Below are 16,567 nucleotides of genomic sequence, written 5' to 3' on the forward strand. Positions count from 1 at the left end.
ACTTTAACATAGACAGATAATAAATACTGTTGAATGTATTATTTTTAAATTTAATTTAATAAAAAATCCAACTTATTTCTTTAATTTCAACAAGTTATAAAAACCATATTTTACATGTATAAAATCAGATTTTCTGATATAATTCGCGCAATTTTTGTACTAACAAAAATGTCCTTTTCTATTTTATACAACATAACAAGAGGAAACATATTATGTTACTTAATACCAAAGAAAAATTCAAAAAGACATTTCTAAGCACACTGATTGTCTCTTCTTTTTCTATTCCTGCATTGGCCGTTGCTGCAGCGGGTGACACTTCACCTACTATGGGAACAGAAGGTTCAGGAGAGTTTTGGAAAGAACTAAATCAAAACATTGATGGAGATTACAAAGCTACACTAGCACCTAATAGCGGAGAACAATTTGCTCGTCCAAAAGGACTTATCGTTCGTGCGAATAATCAAGTTGAAATTAAAGGCAAAACTAACATTAATGTTACGTTAGCTAGCGAAGCTAATTCAGGATTAGCCGTAAACTCCAATGCCGCCTACGGTATTGCTGTAGGATATGATTATGCCGGTGGTAACGCTTCTGATACTGCAAGCTTAACTTTGAATGATGATGCTAATATCACTGTTAAAAACACAGAAAACACAGTGAAAAGTACAAAAAACTTTGGTGGCGCAACTGCACCATTTGGTCAACAATTATCCGGTGTGAAGGTTTACCGTACAAATGGTGCCAAACCGGTTTTCAATTCTGAGAAAAAACTGACCATTAATGTGGAAGATAAAACTACCGCTAAAATTGGAGATTATTTAGTCGGACTTTACGTCAGTGGTGATGGTGCAGAAGCGAACTTAAAAGACTCTGACATCACAGTGAAAGCGAACGGGAAGTTTTCTGCAGCCTTAAAAATTGGTAAACCGGAACTGCCAAACACTGAAAAACCGGCTGACTATAAAGGTGCTGTCGTCAATTCCACCGGCAGAATGGTACTTGATACAACAGAATCAAAAGACTCCGCAACCGTGCGCTTATTTGGCACCAAATCCCGCTTAATTGCTGATTCAGATACCAGCAGCGGTGAAATCAAATCCGGCAATTCAGCTATTGTTTTCGATACACAGGATTACCAAACAAAGGTAACATATTTCCTAACCGTTCCTGTTTCTCGTAACGAACCTAATAAAGATCAAGAGGTTCGTTTAAATAATACAAAAATCAGCACAAACTCCAACGATGCTTCATTAATTGTGGCCGATGCGAGAAAAGAAAGTAGTCTTGCAGTAACCTTTGCAGGAGACAGAGTCAAAAATTGGTTTAATAATGGTGAATTCGTTGCCGAAAATGCAAAATTCGCTTTAAAAGGCAAAGACAGTGAAGCCAAAGCCGCAGAAAATGGCTGGCTTGCCGAAACCAAAGTGGCGGCAACAAAAGGTTCCGATTTGACATTTACCTTGTCTGATCAAGCAAAAGCCATTGGTTTAATGCAGCAACAATCTAAAGGCGATGTGCGTTCTAAATTAGACGTGCATGTGAACAACCAAGCTGTTTGGGAATTAAAACAAAAAGGCGATGAACAGCGTTCTACCATTAATGCATTAACCTTAGATAATGGTGTATTAGATGCCTCTAAAAATATTCCTACCGGCGCTACCGGCACAGATTATAAAGTTAAGCTAGTTAAACAAGATGGTTCTGACGGCACATTAACCAGCAACAACGGTGAAATCACCCTTGCCAACAGTTCTTACGAAGACAAACTCACTGTGGAAGGCAACTACACAGCGAATAACGGTCTTCTAAAAGTGAATACTCAGTGGAATACCAATGATCCGAATAACGGCAAATCTGACTTATTAGAAGTCACCGGCAATGTAGAAGGTGTAACAAAAGTTGTGAGCCTAAAAGCAAATGGTGCGGAAAACTTAGTTGACGGTTCTATTGGCTCTATCGCTTCAGATTTAGGCAAAAACAGTACTGCTGTCATTCGTGTACAAGGCTCAAGCAATTTACATAACTTTACCGGTATGACAAGAACCACCGGTGCAGGTGAACTACAATTAGCCTCTAAACGAGTCGGTAACGCTACCGAATATTTCTGGACAGTCACTTCAACAAATGGCGATGCAATTTATGTACCGTCCGTACCAGGCTACACACTTGCGCCAAAATTGAACTTAGAAGTGGGCTATGAAACCGTCGGCACATTACACCAACGTCGCGGTGAAAATCAGGCGCTTTCTTGGGAAAAATCTCAAGCGAACAACCAAACTTGGGGACGTATTATTGGTAAACACCTTGCTTTAGATGGTAAAGAGCGTTTGAACTTGACGGCTAACCTTTCCGGTTTCCAATTCGGTCACGACTTTGATGTTGCATCTACCGAAAACAGTGGAAAACGTTTTACCGGTATTTATGCGGGTTACACGCACGCAAATTCAAAATTCTATGATGAATATCGTGCTGAAAATGGTGTTGTCCTTAATGACAAATACACCGGCAAAGCGAAAACCGAAAACTTCCATGCCGGCGTAACACATACACGTTATGCTGAAAATGGCAGCTACTTAGACTTAGTGGGTCAACTTTCTTGGGTGAAAAATAAATATTACGCTCTAGATTCACAAGCTAAAAACCACGGTTTCGGTGTTGCATTATCAAGCGAAGTTGGTCATCCATTTGCTTTAGGTAAAGAAAAAATGAATAACGGTGACAGCTGGATCATTGAACCGCAAGCACAGTTAATCTATCAATACCTAGGATTAAGCCGTTTCAACGATGATCTACGTTCTGTACACCAAGACAAACAACACGGTTTACGTGGTCGTGTAGGTGCACGTCTTGCTTACAACGATTTAACTGCGCGTGAAAAAGTCAGAACCCTTTATTTCACTGCAAACTTATGGCATGACTTCAAAAATACTGCCGGTAGCAACATTGGTGCAGATAACATCAATGAAAAATTTGCGAAAACTTGGGGTGAATTTGGTGTAGGTACTCAACTTGCAACCAGTGCTAACTCACATATTTATGCAGATGTTCGCTACGAACACTCTTTAAATGGCGCAAAACGTCAAGGCTATAAAGGCTCTGTTGGCATTAAATATTCTTGGTAATCCAAGTGTGAATTAACGTAAGTTAGTCTTAATTTAAAGCGGATAAATGGCAATAACATTTATCCGCTTTTTATTTCAGCTTGTCTCTTTACGCTTTTTAACAAAGAAAAAGTGCGGTCAATATTCAAAACGTTTCAAATATTGACCGCACTTTCTTTTCATTTTTAGCGAGTGTTGGAGAGAATTAACTCACCTCTTTTACGCGCAATTCTTTTGGCACTTCAAAGAACATATTTTCTTCTAAGCCTTGTAATTCTTCTACATCCGTGACGCCAAATTCTTTCATACGCGCAATCACCGATTGCACCAACTCTTCCGGCGCGGAAGCACCCGCGGTGACACCAATGGTTTGCACGCCGTTAAACCAATCCGGCTGAATATCATTGGGATCATCAATTAACTTAGACGCCACCCCCATTCGAGAAGCCAACTCCGCCAAACGGTTAGAGTTAGAGGAGTTTTTGGAGCCTACCACGACCACCAGATCCGATTGTTTTGCTAGTTCACGCACCGCTTGTTGACGGTTGGTTGTCGCGTAGCAAATGTCATTTTTATGCGGGCCTTGAATCGCAGGGTATTTTTCTTTTAACGCGCTGATGGTTTCCGCCGTGTCATCTAAAGACAGCGTGGTTTGCGTCATAAAGGTTAAATCATCGTTTTGAGCCACCGGCAAATTGGCAATATCTTCGATGCTTTCAATGAGATAAATGCCACCCTCTTGGTTGCCGTATTGCCCCATGGTGCCTTCCACTTCCGGATGGCCTTTGTGCCCGATGAGAATCGCTTTCGTGCCTTTTTTACTGGCGCGCGCCACTTGCATATGCACTTTGGTCACCAAAGGGCAAGTGGCGTCAAATACTTTGAGATTGCGGTCTTTGGCTTCTTGACGCACTGCTTGGGATACGCCATGAGCGGAGAAAATCACAATGGCACCATCCGGCACTTCACTCAGTTCTTCGACAAAAATAGCACCGCGCTCACGCAAGCCGTTCACCACAAAACGATTATGCACGACTTCGTGGCGTACATAAATGGGCGCACCGTGAATTTCCAACGCCAGTTCAACAATACTGATGGCACGATCGACGCCGGCACAAAAACCGCGTGGGTTGGCTAAAATTATCTTCATTTTTGACCGCTCTTTTGTTTGTTTTTATCGCCTTTAAAGGCATCTAATGCGAGTAAACCGGCGCCGATACAAATGGCAATGTCCGCCACATTAAACACCGGATAATGATAAATATCCCAATAAAAATCAAAGAAATCCACCACAAAACCGTTGTAGGCACGATCCACCATATTAGCAAGCGCGCCACCAATAATAAGGGCATAAGCTGAATTTTGTAATTTTTGGTCGGCACGATTTTTCTTCATGAAATACGCCAGCATCAGAGAAATACTAATCGCCAACAGAATAAAGAAATATTTTTGCCAACCATCGTGATCCGCCAAAAAGCTGAATGCCGCACCATAATTTCGTACATAAGTTAAATTAAACACCGGCAGAACATTCACGCTTTCATACAAGTCAAATTTTTGTACCACGATATATTTCGTCAGCAAATCAAGCAAAAAAGCGACCGCACTTAGCCAGAGAAAAGAGAGTCCGGATTTTTGTTGGGACATAATGTTTCCTAAATAAAAGCATTATCAAAATTAGGCCGCCATTCTAGCACAAGGCAAGGTTTTATACAGAAAAACTGATTTGAAACATCATGAAAGAACAGAATTTCTCTATGACGGGGATCACAAAATTTAACAGCGCAATTTGTTTTTTACGCGCTTTTTCGATAGACTCTGCGCCATTATTAGTCGGGGTGCCATTGGCTGAGATAATACCCGTGAACCTGAAACAGTTAACACTGACGTAGGAAACTAAATCATGTCTATATTGCCATTCTTTTTAAAAACATTCTTAAAATCCACCGCACTTTTCTGCCTCTCTCGCTAAGTTAGCCTGCGATGTATTGCCTTGATATCCAACATCTATGCTTGCAATTCGATCACAAGCCATTGTTTGTCGATCTTCATTTTCGCGTAGAGCAAGGGGAATGGGTTGTGCTACTCGGGCGTTCCGGTGTAGGGAAATCCACCTTACTTCGCGCCATTGCAGGATTGGAAGATGCAGCGATTACACAAGGCCATATCCAATTTACCCCTCATACCAAAGCGGCTTGGTTAGCACAACAAGACAGTTTATTCCCCTGGCTTTCCGTGTTGGATAACGTGCAGTTGGCGCAGCACCTTAGCGGTCAGAAAAATGCCAAAACCCAAGTAAAAGCCAAAGAACTATTACACGCCGTTGGCATGGCGGATCATTGGCATAAACCTTGTTATCAACTTTCCGGTGGCCAACGCCAACGGGTGGCATTGGCGCGCACTTTAATGCAAGATGCCGATTTAATTTTAATGGATGAACCCTTTTCCGCCCTGGATGCGGTCACCCGTTTACAGTTACAAAATCTTGCCTGCGAACTGTTGCAATGGAAAACCGTAATTTTAGTGAGCCACGATCCGCAAGAAGCGATTCGTTTAGGCGAAAAAATTTATGTGTTGCAAGGTCAACCGGTGCAAATAAAACAGGTTGCTCAATTGGATCCCATAAAGCCCCATCAGCTTCACCAAGAGGCACTGTGGGCGCTGCAAAATAGGCTTATCGAACAATTAATGACGGAGCCAACATGAAGAAAATCACCCGTCTTATCTTATTAAGCGCCCTGTTCATTACGTTCTGGCAAGGCATTATCAGTCTGTTTGATGTGCCGCCCTACTTATTGCCTACCCCGCTTGCTGTATGGCAACGATTAATGACGCAAGCAGACTTGCTCTTCATGCATGCCAAAATTACTTTGCTGGAAATTTTATTAGGCTTAGTTTTAGGGTTTTTATTTGGGTTATCTTCTGCGCTACTACTCACCCTTTCCCGCAAAATCTCGGCTTTCTTAATGCCATTATTAGTGATTTCACAAGCCATTCCGGTGTTTGCTATCGCGCCATTACTGGTGTTGTGGCTTGGTTATGGCATGGCATCAAAAATCACCATGGCGATTTTAATTATCTATTTTCCCGTCACGGCAGCCTGTTATGACGGACTACGCAACACACCAAAACCCTGGCTTCAACTGGCCCAAACCTTACGTATTTCTCCTGCAGCGATGCTATTAAAAGTACGCTTACCGGCGGCGTTACCCGCATTAGCATCAGGATTACGCATTGCCGTCTCCATTGCGCCCATTGGCGCCATTGTAGGAGAATGGGTCGGTTCTTCGGAAGGATTGGGCTATTTAATGCTGCAAGCCAATGCCCGAATGCAAATCGACTTAATGTTTGCGGCGCTATTTTTACTTTTGCTCATGGCGCTTTGCCTTTATTTCATCGTGGATAAATTACTGCGCAAAGCTCTGCCGTGGGTAAGTTATGTGCATTAGGAGGAAAAATGCTCAACCAACTGATTAAAAACGCCCAGCCTTATTGGCAACAGTATGTAGAACATGATTTTGTCAAACAATTGGCAAATGGCTCGTTGCCGGCAGAGTGCTTTCGTCATTATTTAAAGCAGGATTACCTTTACCTGTTTCATTACAGCCGTGCGTTTGCCTTGGCTATCTTTAAAGCCAAAAACTTTAGCCAAATGGAAACGCCACGAAAAAGCCTGGAAAGTATTTGTCAGGAAATTCAATTACATTTGGCCTATTGCCGACAATGGGGCATCAGTGAAGCGGAAATATTTGCCACTCAAGAAAGCGCCGCCTGTGTTGCCTATACCCGCTATTTATTGGATTGCGGTGCTACCGGTGGTTTAGCGGAAATTTATGCGGCCATTACGCCTTGTGCCGTAGGGTATGCACAAATCGCACGCTATATCACAGAAAACTACCCGCGCTTAACCAATAATCCGTATCAAACCTGGATCGATACCTATGCTTCGGAGGCTTTTCAGCAAGAAGCAGAAGAAACATCGGCTTTTTTGACCGCACTTTGTGCCGATTTTACCCCTACTCAACAAAATCATATTCAACACATCTTTACGACAGCCACCCGCATGGAAATTGCCTTTTGGCAAATGGGGCTGGATCTCGCTTAACCACAAAAGGAGCTACAATGAAAAAACACATTCTTTCAACATTGATTATCGGCGCACTTTCGCTTAGCGTTCAGGCGGCAGAAAAACAAAAACTGTCTTTAATGCTGGATTGGTTTGTCAACCCGGATCACGCGGCGTTGATCGTCGCACAGCAAAAAGGTTTTTTTGCCGAACATAATCTGGAGGTGGATATTATTGAGCCCGCCGATCCATCGCTACCACCTAAATTGGTCGCCGCGGGTAAAACAGATTTAGCCGTAGATTATCAACCGCAACTGCATATTCAAGTAGATGAAAAACTACCTTTAGTGCGTATTGCGACATTGGCAGATTCTCCGCTAAACAGCTTGGTCACGTTGGAAAATAGCGGTATCAAAACCTTAGCGGATTTGAAAGGAAAGAAAATCGGCTATTCCGTTAGCGGTTTTGAAACAGCGCTGTTGGATGCCATGTTGAAGTCAGCTAATTTAAGTAATAAAGATGTTCAACTGGTTAATGTGAATTGGTCTCTCTCCCCTTCTTTAATTAGCAAACAAGTGGATGCGGTTATTGGTTCATTCCGCAATTTTGAATTGAATCAATTAGCCATTGAAGGTTATCAAGGCAAGGCATTTTTCCCTGAACAGTATGGCGTGCCAACCTATGACGAATTAATTATCGTGGCCAATAAAGACAAAATTCATGAAGCGAAATACCAAGATTTTGTCAGCGCGCTACAACAAGCCACGGATTACCTCAACGCACACCCGGAAGAAAGTTGGCAGCTTTTTGTCAGCTATAAACCGACAGAATTGGATAACGAACTCAATCGCCGAGCTTGGAAAGACACACTGCCTTATTTGAGTAAACAGCCGGGCAGCTTTAATAAAGCGAACTATGAAAAAATGGCGGACTTTATGTTGCAACAAGGATTATTGAAGTCCAAAACGGCGGTAGAAGATTACGCCACGGAACTGAAAAAATAAATGCTTTACGATCAAAAAGTGCGGTCAATTTTGACCGCACTTTTATTTAGGCTTTACTGCATGATTAAGCGAAACGTCTGACTTCGCCATTGCCTGCAACGTTTTCTACGCAACGTGGGCAAAGTGTCGGATGTTCCGGATTCACGCCGATTTTGTCGGAATAATGCCAGCAGCGCGGGCATTTTTCGCCGTGAGAACGAGCAACGCTTACTGCAATCCCCTCTAACTCGCCAGCAGCCACATCTGCCGGTTTGTCTGCTAATGCTTTCACTTCCGCTTTTGAGGTAATTAACACAAAACGTAATTCATCGCCTAATTGCTCTAACAAGGCACGATATGCATCGTTAGCATAAACCGTCACTTCCGCTTCTAAACCGCCACCGATCACTTTGTCGTTACGGGCGATTTCTAACACGCGGTTCACTTCAGAACGCACTTTGATCAGTTGTTGCCAGTAAGCATCGTCTAATTTTTCGTTCTCGCCTAAGCCAAATAAACCTTCGTAGAATTCTTCAGTGAAGACGAATTCTGCACGTGTCGTCGCCGTTTGTGGCAAGTAGCCCCACACTTCATCTGCGGTGAAGGAAAGGATCGGTGCCATCCAACGTACCAACGCCTCTGCAATGTGCCATAAGGCGGTTTGGCAACTACGACGCGCAAGGCTGTCCGCTTTGGTGGTGTATTGACGGTCTTTGATAATATCAAGATAGAACGAGCCCATTTCCACAGAACAGAAACGCATTAAGCGTTGCACTACGGCGTGGAATTGATAGTTATCATAAGCATCTTTGATTTCGTTTTGCGCCTCTAACGCACAAGCCACCGCCCAACGATCCAAGCTCATCATGTCTTCCGGTTTTACTGCATCACGTTGCGGATCAAAACCGTTTAAGTTCGCTAATAAGAAACGTGCCGTGTTACGAATACGACGATAGCTGTCTGCTGCACGTTTTAAGATTTCATCGGAAACGGTCATTTCACCGGTATAGTCGGTAGAAGCCACCCATAAACGTAAAATATCACCACCAAATTTATCCATCACTTCTTGTGGTGTCACGATGTTACCGATAGATTTTGACATCTTACGGCCTTGACCATCCACCGTGAAGCCATGAGTTAATACTTGTTTGTATGGCGCTTTGTTGTCTGTTGCGGTAGAAAGCATTAAAGAAGACATAAACCAACCACGGTGTTGGTCGGAACCTTCCAAATACATATCGATATCTTGGCCGTTAAATTCCGGACGATTCGCCACCACAGAAGAATAGGTTGATCCTGAGTCAAACCATACATCAAGAGTATCAGGCACTTTGCGATAGGTTTCTGCATCAGCCCCTAATAATTCTTTTTCGTCTAAATCCCACCATGCTTGAATACCGGCTTTCTCCACGCGTTTCGCCACTTCTTCAAGCAACTCTAAAGTACGCGGATGAAGTTCTTCGGTTTCTTTGTGCACAAATAAGGTCATTGGCACACCCCAAGTCCGCTGACGGGAAATACACCAGTCAGGGCGGTTTTCAACCATTTTCTCGATACGTGCTTGACCCCAATCTGGAATCCAGCGAACTTGTTTGATTTCGCCTAATGCTTGTTGGCGTAAACCCTGAGTTTCCATACCGATAAACCATTGCGGAGTCGCACGGAAAATAATCGGGGTTTTGTGACGCCAGCAGTGTGGGTAACTGTGTTTGATTTTCTCAACTTTTAATAAGTTGCCCACTTCTTGCAATTTTTCAACAACCAATGGATTAGCTTCAAATACGCCTTTGCCTGCAAAGAATTCAGTGGTTGAAATAAATTTACCGTCATTCGATACAAGACCCGCCATTGGTAAATTATATTTTTGTCCTACAATAAAGTCGTCCAAACCATGATCCGGTGCAGTGTGTACCAAACCTGTACCACCATCAGTGGTCACGTGATCACCTAAAATCACTGGTACAGTGAAATCATAGAACGGATGGTTAAAGCATACTAACTCAAGCGCCTGACCTTTTACTGAACCTAAAACTTCAACTTGTTCTACGCCCACGGCTTTCGCTACGGATTCAACTAATTCAGCAGCTAAAATCACACGCTCATCGCCAAGTTGTACTAATTGGTATTCTAAGTCTGCATTTACCGCAATCGCACGGTTAGATGGCATTGTCCAAGGTGTGGTTGTCCAAATCACCGCGGATAATTTGCCATGGCCTTTGCCTACTGCGTTAAATTTCTCTTCAATTTCAACCGCACTTACTGCAGGGAAACGAACATAGATAGACGGAGAAACTTTGTCCTCGTATTCCACTTCTGCTTCAGCTAAAGAAGAGCCACAATCCAAACACCAGTGCACTGGTTTTGAACCTTTGTATAAGTGGCCATTCGCAATCACTTTACCAAGGGTACGGATGATGTTTGCTTCAGTGTCGAAGTTCATCGTTAAATAAGGATTATCCCAATCGCCCAACACACCTAAACGGATAAAGTCTTTTTTCTGACCTTCTACCTGTTCCGCGGCATATTCACGGCATTTCGCACGGAATTCAGCCGCAGAAATTTTCTCGTTTGGTTTGCCCACTAAGCCTTCTACTTTCAATTCAATCGGCAAACCGTGACAGTCCCAACCCGGAATATAAGGCGAGTCAAAACCTAATGCGGTTTTGGATTTCACGATAATATCTTTCAGAATTTTATTCACCGCATGGCCGATATGAATGTTACCGTTTGCATACGGAGGACCATCATGCAAAATAAAGGATTTTTTGCATTTTGAGGTTTCACGAATTTTTTGATAAAGGTTTTTTTCATACCAGTTTTTTAACATCACAGGCTCGCGCTTGGCTAAATCGCCGCGCATTGGAAAGCCCGTTTCAGGAAGGTTAAGGGTATTTTTATAATCAGTCATTTTATATTCCAGTGTTATGTAAAAATTAAAATTTGTGTTCTATAAAGTGCGGTCAGTTTTGAAAACGTTTTTCGCCGTTTCTACATCCTTCGCAATTTGTGCTTTTAAATCGTCAAAAGAGGGAAATTTCATTTCATTGCGGATTTTATGACAGAGTTCTACATCCAACCATTGACCATAAAGATCGCCTTGAAAATCGAATAAATGCGCTTCTAATAATTGATTCACACCGTTGATGGTCGGGCGGGTGCCGATGTTAGCGACCCCATTAAAAAACGCGCCGGATTTTAACCGCACTCTAACCGCGTAAACCCCTTTGACCGGATTTACTTGACGATGCAAGCGAATATTCGCGGTCGGAAAACCGATGGTGCGACCAAGCTCATTGCCATGAATCACGCGACCTAAAATACGATAAGGACGTCCAAGTAATTTTTCCGCCAACGTTAAATCATCATTCGCCAACGCCTCGCGGATCGCTGTACTACTGATTCGCAGCGCATCTAAGCAAAAGCTACGGTTATCCTCTACGGTAAAACCAAACTTTTCACCGGCTTGTTGCAACAGCACAAAATTACCTTGGCGTTTGGCACCGAATTTAAAATCATCACCAATGCTTAAAAATTTCACGTTTAATTTGCGTACCAGCCAATCTTCAATAAATTGTTGCGCCGGTAAATCGGCAAAAGTGCGGTCGAATTTTGCCACAATCACCATGTCCACGCCTGCCTGTTTGAGATAACGCAATTTATCGCGCAAACGCATCAAGCGCGCAGGGGCATTTTCGGCACAGAAATACTCGCGTGGCTGCGGTTCAAACAACATCACCACCATGGGTAAATGCAACTCATCAGCTTTTGTCCGCAAATGACGCAAAATGGCTTGATGTCCCAAATGCACGCCGTCAAAATTGCCGATAGTCAACGCGCAAGTATGCAAATTTTGCGGTAAATTTCCCAAGCCACGAATCAGCTGCATTGTTAAATTTGTTCCATTTAATTTCAGTGAAAAAAGATTTCGGTATTATACGCATAAATTAAGGCGTCACAAAAGCTAATTTCATGCGGTGTGCACGCCCATCAAATCCCGTTTACGAATACCTAACAACACTAATATTCCACCATAAACCATTGCGGCTAAAACGATCAACCACGTTAGCCAATGCACGCGGGTAAGAAAACTCATGGCATTCCATTCAATGAGTGTTGGGCTGTTATACCAAACCAATAGCCCCATCATGGCGGCGGCACAAAAAACTTTCAGAAAAAACACCGCACTTTGACGGCTGAAATGATAAACGTCCGCTTTTGCCAAGCCACGATAAAGCAGATATGCGTTTAACGTTGCCGACATGGCAGAGGCAATTGCCAAGCCCACGTAGCTGAAAGGAATTGCTAACAGATTGAATGCCATGTTGCTCACCATGGCAATGATGCCAATTTTCACCGGCGTTTTGGTGTCTTGGCGGGCATAATAACCATTCGCCAAAATCTTGATTAACATGAAACTCAGAAGCCCTGCGTTAAAGCCCCACAGGGAATAAGAGGCTGATTGCACATCGCTAAAGGTAAAGCTGCCACGCATAAACAGCACGAGCAACATCGGTTGCGCCAACACGGCAATGCCGATCATGGCAGGCACGCCGAGCAATAAAATCATGCGTACGCCCCAATCCATTGTGTTGCGAAAATCCACCGCACTTTTGGCGTTATCATCGCGGTTTACATGATGGCGGGCAAGGGTCGGCAAAATCACTGTAGAAATGGCGATACCGAACAACCCAAGAGGAAACTCTAACAAGCGGTCGGAATAATACAGCCAGCTGATGGAGCCCGTCATTAAGAAACTGGCGATAAAGGTATCAAGGAGCAAGTTGATTTGGCTCACGGAAACACCGAATAAGGCGGGGATCATCAGCGTGCGGATTTTCTTCACACCTTCGTCATGCCATGCCCATTTTGGCTTCACCAATAATTTGGCTTGATATAAGAAAGGCAGTTGAAACAGAAATTGTAATAACCCGCCGAGAAAGATCCCGATAGCCAAGCCTAAATCCGGATTTTCCAACTGCGGAGCCAGCCAAAGTGCGGTGGCAATCATGGCAATATTGAGCAACACCGGCGAGAACGACATCACACCGAATTTGCCTATGGTATTCAGAATTGCACCGGACAGCGCAACGAAGGTCACAAACCATAAATAAGGAAAGGTAATTTTGAGCAGCAACGAGGCTTGTGTGAATTTTTCCGCATTCGGCCCGTCATTCAACCAATCCACAAACCAACCTGTCCCGAAAATGGCCGCGACCACCGGCGAGCCGATCATCGCCAATAACGTAACGACGGTAACCAAGCCCCCCAAGGTACCGGACACTTTGCCGATAAACTCGCGGGTTTTGGATAAATCACCGGATTTTTGATACTCCGCCAACACCGGCACAAACGCTTGTGAAAACGCCCCTTCGGCGAATAATCGGCGGAGGAAATTAGGAATACGGTTGGCGAATAAAAATACGTCTGCCGCCGCACCCGCACCAATTAAATTGGCGATCACCACATCGCGCACCAAGCCTAACACACGCGAAACGAGCGTCATACCGCTCACGATCATGCCGGATTTTAATAATCTTTTGCTCAAAACGAATTACTCTGAATGATAAAATTTGCCTAATTGTATAGAAATTTCGTTTTTACGCTATATTCTAAGGGAAAAAACTGTTAAAATCCCGCGCACATCGTTTGGTGAGCCCGTTTAGAAAGAGCTTGTTAAGCATAACGATGCCAACGTTCGGTTGTGTCTCACCGAAATCAACACAAAATTCCCGTTGACAAATGTATAAGAAATCGGCATATTTACGCCCCTATTTTGTCACTATTAACTAACAGAAATTTTTAGGAGTTTGACCTTGGCTAATATCAAGTCAGCAAAAAAACGTGCGGTTCAATCTGAAAAACGCCGTCAACACAACGCAAGCCAACGCTCTATGATGCGTACTTACATCAAAAAAGTTTATGCTCAAGTAGCAGCGGGTGAGAAAGCAGCAGCTGAAGCAGCATTTGTTGAAATGCAAAAAGTTGTTGACCGCATGGCTTCTAAAGGCTTAATCCACGCTAATAAAGCAGCAAACCACAAATCTAAATTAGCTGCTCAAATCAAAAAATTAGCCTAATTTTTGCCTTACCATTAAAAAAGAAACCGCTCAAACGAGCGGTTTTTTGTTTTTGTGTATTTTAATTTTTCCTAAAGAAAAAACGATCATAAAAGCCACCGCACTTCCCTATCGCATTCGTCTCCGACGCTGATGAAACGCTTTGCTCGTGGATGGCATTGTTTTGTTACTTGGCGTAGGTGTTTTTTCCACAACATGAACATGGTTACAGCTACGGCGATAGTGGCTAAGGAAATAATGGAAACTACTGGCAAAAAGGATACCAACAAGGAAAACAATGACGATTTCGCCATATAATCGGTAAAAAATTTGATTAATTTTACTTTGGGTCGTTTGTCCATATTTGGCATCAAAAGTGACGCGTAAAAAGCCTTCCAGGCCGTTTGGGGAATAAATAGGTTCCACAATTTGCTGAGAATCAGCTTCCTTTTCTTCTTTATCCAAGCCCAACAAACTGCGTATATCTGACGAGTTGGTGCTTTGTGCTAATAATTCACCATTACGCGCATACACTGCCGCATCCAGTACAAATTCTTCTTTGGTAAAATTATCCAAATTTTCCACTAATCGTTCCGTTTTTGGGTTATTCACTAACAACATCGAAAATAGATTCGCTTGCTGGCGTGCCAATAAATGAGAAATATTAGCGACCTGATTTACACTGGCTAGCTGTGAGCCGATTTTAAATTGTTGTACGCCAAATAAAATGATTGCCATGATACCCACACATAACAAAATGATGCCGAGAAACATCATCACCTTAATCATTTTTTCTTTTGTTAAATGCAAGTTATTTTCCCCAAAGTTTAATAAGTAAGCTAGAATACTGTGCTTTTAAAAACCGCCACAATTTACAGGATTTTTATGCAAACACAAAATCTTAACGCCATTATGGCGCATTTTTCTGAACTTCCTGCGCCATTCATTGCTGACAAACCCTATCACTCGGATCAGGCGTTTATTCTCTATTCCGACAACCTAAATCTCACAAAGTTACAAACCTTTCAGCAAAAGTGCGGTGAAAATTTTTTGTGTTTTGCCGCGTGGAATGTGTTGCATAACACCGTGGTATTGCTCAAAGGTGAGTGGAAAGCGGAGTGGATTGGTATTGCCCATGAATTAGCTCTGGATATTGCACCGTTAAACTTTCACGCCAGTTTGAAGCAAGCAGGATTACTTGTGATGGACATGGATTCCACCGCCATCCAAATTGAATGTATCGATGAAATCGCCAAACTTGCCGGCACTGGCGAGATGGTTTCCGCCATTACGGAATGCGCCATGCGTGGTGAACTCGATTTTAGCCAAAGTCTGCGCCAACGGGTTGCCACCTTAAAAGATGCGCCGGAAGGCATTTTGCAAGAGGTCAAACAGCATTTACCGCTGATGCCGGGATTAGTCAAAACAGTCAAAGAACTCAAAAATCACGGTTGGAAAGTGGCCATTGCTTCCGGTGGATTTACCTATTTTGCCGAAGTATTACAACAAAAACTCGGCTTAGATTTCATTGCTGCCAATCAATTCGAGATTATTGACGGCAAACTTACAGGCAACGTACAAGGCGCCATTGTGGATGCGCAATACAAAGCGCAAACCTTACAACAGTTGGCACAACAATTTCACATTGCCACTGAAAACACCGTTGCCATCGGCGACGGCGCCAACGATCTCGCCATGATGCAAGTTGCCGATGTCGGCGTGGCTTATCACGCCAAACCAAAAGTACAACAATTGGCGCAAGTTATCGTCAATTTCACCGATTTAACCGCACTTTTATGTATTTTAAGTGCAAACGACAAAATGAAATAAGGAGAAAACCATGCCATCATTCGACATTGTTTCCGAAATCAGCGGACACGAAATCCGCAACGCCGTGGAAAACGCCAACCGCGAACTCACTAATCGTTGGGATTTCCGTAACGTACAAGCCGCCATCGAATTTAACGAAAAAAACGAAAGCATTAAAGTGAGCAGCGAATCGGATTTTCAAGTGGAGCAACTCATCGACATTTTACGTAACGCGTGCATTAAACGTAACATCGAATCTACTTCATTGGACATCCCTGCTGACTATGAACACAGTGGCAAAACGTACAGCAAAGAAATCAAGCTGAAACAAGGCATTGAAACCGACATGGCGAAAAAACTCACCAAGCTGATCAAAGACTCCAAAATCAAAGTCCAAAGCCAAATCCAAGGCGAGCAAGTCCGTGTTACCGGCAAATCCCGTGATGATTTACAAGCCGTGATTCAACTCGTCAAAACCGCCGAACTGGGACAACCATTCCAATTCAATAATTTCCGCGATTAAAAACGCGTTCAAAAACGACCGCACTTTAG

The 16,567-nt window shown here is 43.2% G+C and carries 14 protein-coding genes and 1 riboswitch; of the genes, 8 read left to right on the plus strand and 6 right to left on the minus strand.

Annotation, left to right across the window (positions count from 1 at the left end; genetic code table 11):
- Nucleotides 1-212: 212 nt before the first annotated feature.
- A complete protein-coding gene (locus DQN58_RS00525) occupies nt 213-3,122 on the plus strand; it encodes an autotransporter family protein (RefSeq protein ID WP_006719290.1) in 2,910 nt (969 codons plus the stop codon).
- Nucleotides 3,123-3,306: 184 nt separating this feature from the next.
- Here DQN58_RS00525 and ispH read toward each other — a convergent pair whose 3' ends face one another.
- The gene (gene ispH, locus DQN58_RS00530; RefSeq protein WP_006719291.1) at nt 3,307-4,251 is read right to left on the minus strand and encodes a 4-hydroxy-3-methylbut-2-enyl diphosphate reductase; all 945 of its coding nucleotides are present in this window, start codon (nt 4,249-4,251) and stop codon (nt 3,307-3,309) included.
- Entirely contained in the window at nt 4,248-4,748 is a 501-nt protein-coding gene (gene lspA / locus DQN58_RS00535; protein WP_006719296.1) for a signal peptidase II, read from the minus strand. Before lspA ends, ispH begins: the two co-directional genes overlap by 4 nt.
- Before the next feature lie 177 nt (nt 4,749-4,925).
- Nucleotides 4,926-5,013, plus strand: a riboswitch (TPP riboswitch).
- Between the two features lie 71 nt (nt 5,014-5,084).
- On the opposite strand from lspA, the gene DQN58_RS00540 reads away from it, so the two are divergent.
- Genes DQN58_RS00540 through DQN58_RS00555 form a run of 4 tightly spaced genes read left to right on the plus strand, consistent with a single transcriptional unit; the run spans nt 5,085 to nt 8,171 of the window.
- Nucleotides 5,085-5,807 carry an ABC transporter ATP-binding protein gene (locus DQN58_RS00540; protein WP_006719298.1) on the plus strand — a complete coding sequence of 241 codons (723 nt, stop codon included), beginning with the start codon at nt 5,085-5,087 and terminating at the stop codon, nt 5,805-5,807.
- Entirely contained in the window at nt 5,804-6,550 is a 747-nt protein-coding gene (locus DQN58_RS00545) for an ABC transporter permease (protein ID WP_006719301.1), read from the plus strand. The genes DQN58_RS00540 and DQN58_RS00545 overlap by 4 nt, the downstream gene beginning before the upstream one ends.
- An 8-nt stretch (nt 6,551-6,558) precedes the next feature.
- Nucleotides 6,559-7,206 (plus strand): thiaminase II, encoded by a 648-nt coding sequence (gene tenA, locus DQN58_RS00550; protein ID WP_006719302.1) that lies wholly within the window; start codon nt 6,559-6,561, stop codon nt 7,204-7,206.
- Nucleotides 7,207-7,223: 17 nt separating this feature from the next.
- Nucleotides 7,224-8,171: an ABC transporter substrate-binding protein gene (locus tag DQN58_RS00555; RefSeq protein WP_006719304.1), complete on the plus strand. Its 948-nt coding sequence runs from the start codon at nt 7,224-7,226 to the stop codon at nt 8,169-8,171.
- A 64-nt stretch (nt 8,172-8,235) separates the two neighbouring features.
- Here the strand turns inward: DQN58_RS00555 and ileS are convergent, their stop codons facing one another.
- The 3 genes from ileS to murJ all read right to left on the minus strand — a co-directional run bounded on the left by ileS (nt 8,236) and on the right by murJ (nt 13,695).
- Nucleotides 8,236-11,058: an isoleucine--tRNA ligase gene (gene ileS / locus DQN58_RS00560; RefSeq protein WP_006719306.1), complete on the minus strand. Its 2,823-nt coding sequence runs from the start codon at nt 11,056-11,058 to the stop codon at nt 8,236-8,238.
- 39 nt (nt 11,059-11,097) lie between these two features.
- A complete protein-coding gene (gene ribF, locus DQN58_RS00565; RefSeq protein ID WP_006719307.1) occupies nt 11,098-12,036 on the minus strand; it encodes a bifunctional riboflavin kinase/FAD synthetase in 939 nt (312 codons plus the stop codon).
- Nucleotides 12,037-12,117: 81 nt separating this feature from the next.
- On the minus strand, nt 12,118-13,695 hold the full coding sequence (murJ, locus tag DQN58_RS00570; protein WP_006719308.1) for a murein biosynthesis integral membrane protein MurJ: 1,578 nt from the start codon (nt 13,693-13,695) through the stop codon (nt 12,118-12,120).
- Nucleotides 13,696-13,963: 268 nt separating this feature from the next.
- On the opposite strand from murJ, the gene rpsT reads away from it, so the two are divergent.
- Nucleotides 13,964-14,227 (plus strand): 30S ribosomal protein S20, encoded by a 264-nt coding sequence (gene rpsT / locus DQN58_RS00580; protein WP_005548279.1) that lies wholly within the window; start codon nt 13,964-13,966, stop codon nt 14,225-14,227.
- Nucleotides 14,228-14,335: 108 nt separating this feature from the next.
- On the opposite strand, the gene DQN58_RS00585 is transcribed toward rpsT, so the two are convergent.
- On the minus strand, nt 14,336-15,016 hold the full coding sequence (locus DQN58_RS00585; protein WP_006719309.1) for a YtjB family periplasmic protein: 681 nt from the start codon (nt 15,014-15,016) through the stop codon (nt 14,336-14,338).
- Between the two features lie 75 nt (nt 15,017-15,091).
- On the opposite strand from DQN58_RS00585, the gene serB reads away from it, so the two are divergent.
- On the plus strand, nt 15,092-16,036 hold the full coding sequence (gene serB, locus DQN58_RS00590) for a phosphoserine phosphatase (RefSeq protein ID WP_006719310.1): 945 nt from the start codon (nt 15,092-15,094) through the stop codon (nt 16,034-16,036).
- Nucleotides 16,037-16,046: 10 nt separating this feature from the next.
- Nucleotides 16,047-16,538, plus strand: coding sequence for a YajQ family cyclic di-GMP-binding protein (locus tag DQN58_RS00595; RefSeq protein WP_006719311.1), 492 nt, complete (start codon nt 16,047-16,049; stop codon nt 16,536-16,538).
- The last annotated feature ends 29 nt before the right edge of the window (nt 16,539-16,567 follow it).

Source organism: Aggregatibacter segnis ATCC 33393 (assembly GCF_900476035.1).
Lineage (GTDB): Bacteria > Pseudomonadota > Gammaproteobacteria > Enterobacterales > Pasteurellaceae > Aggregatibacter > Aggregatibacter segnis.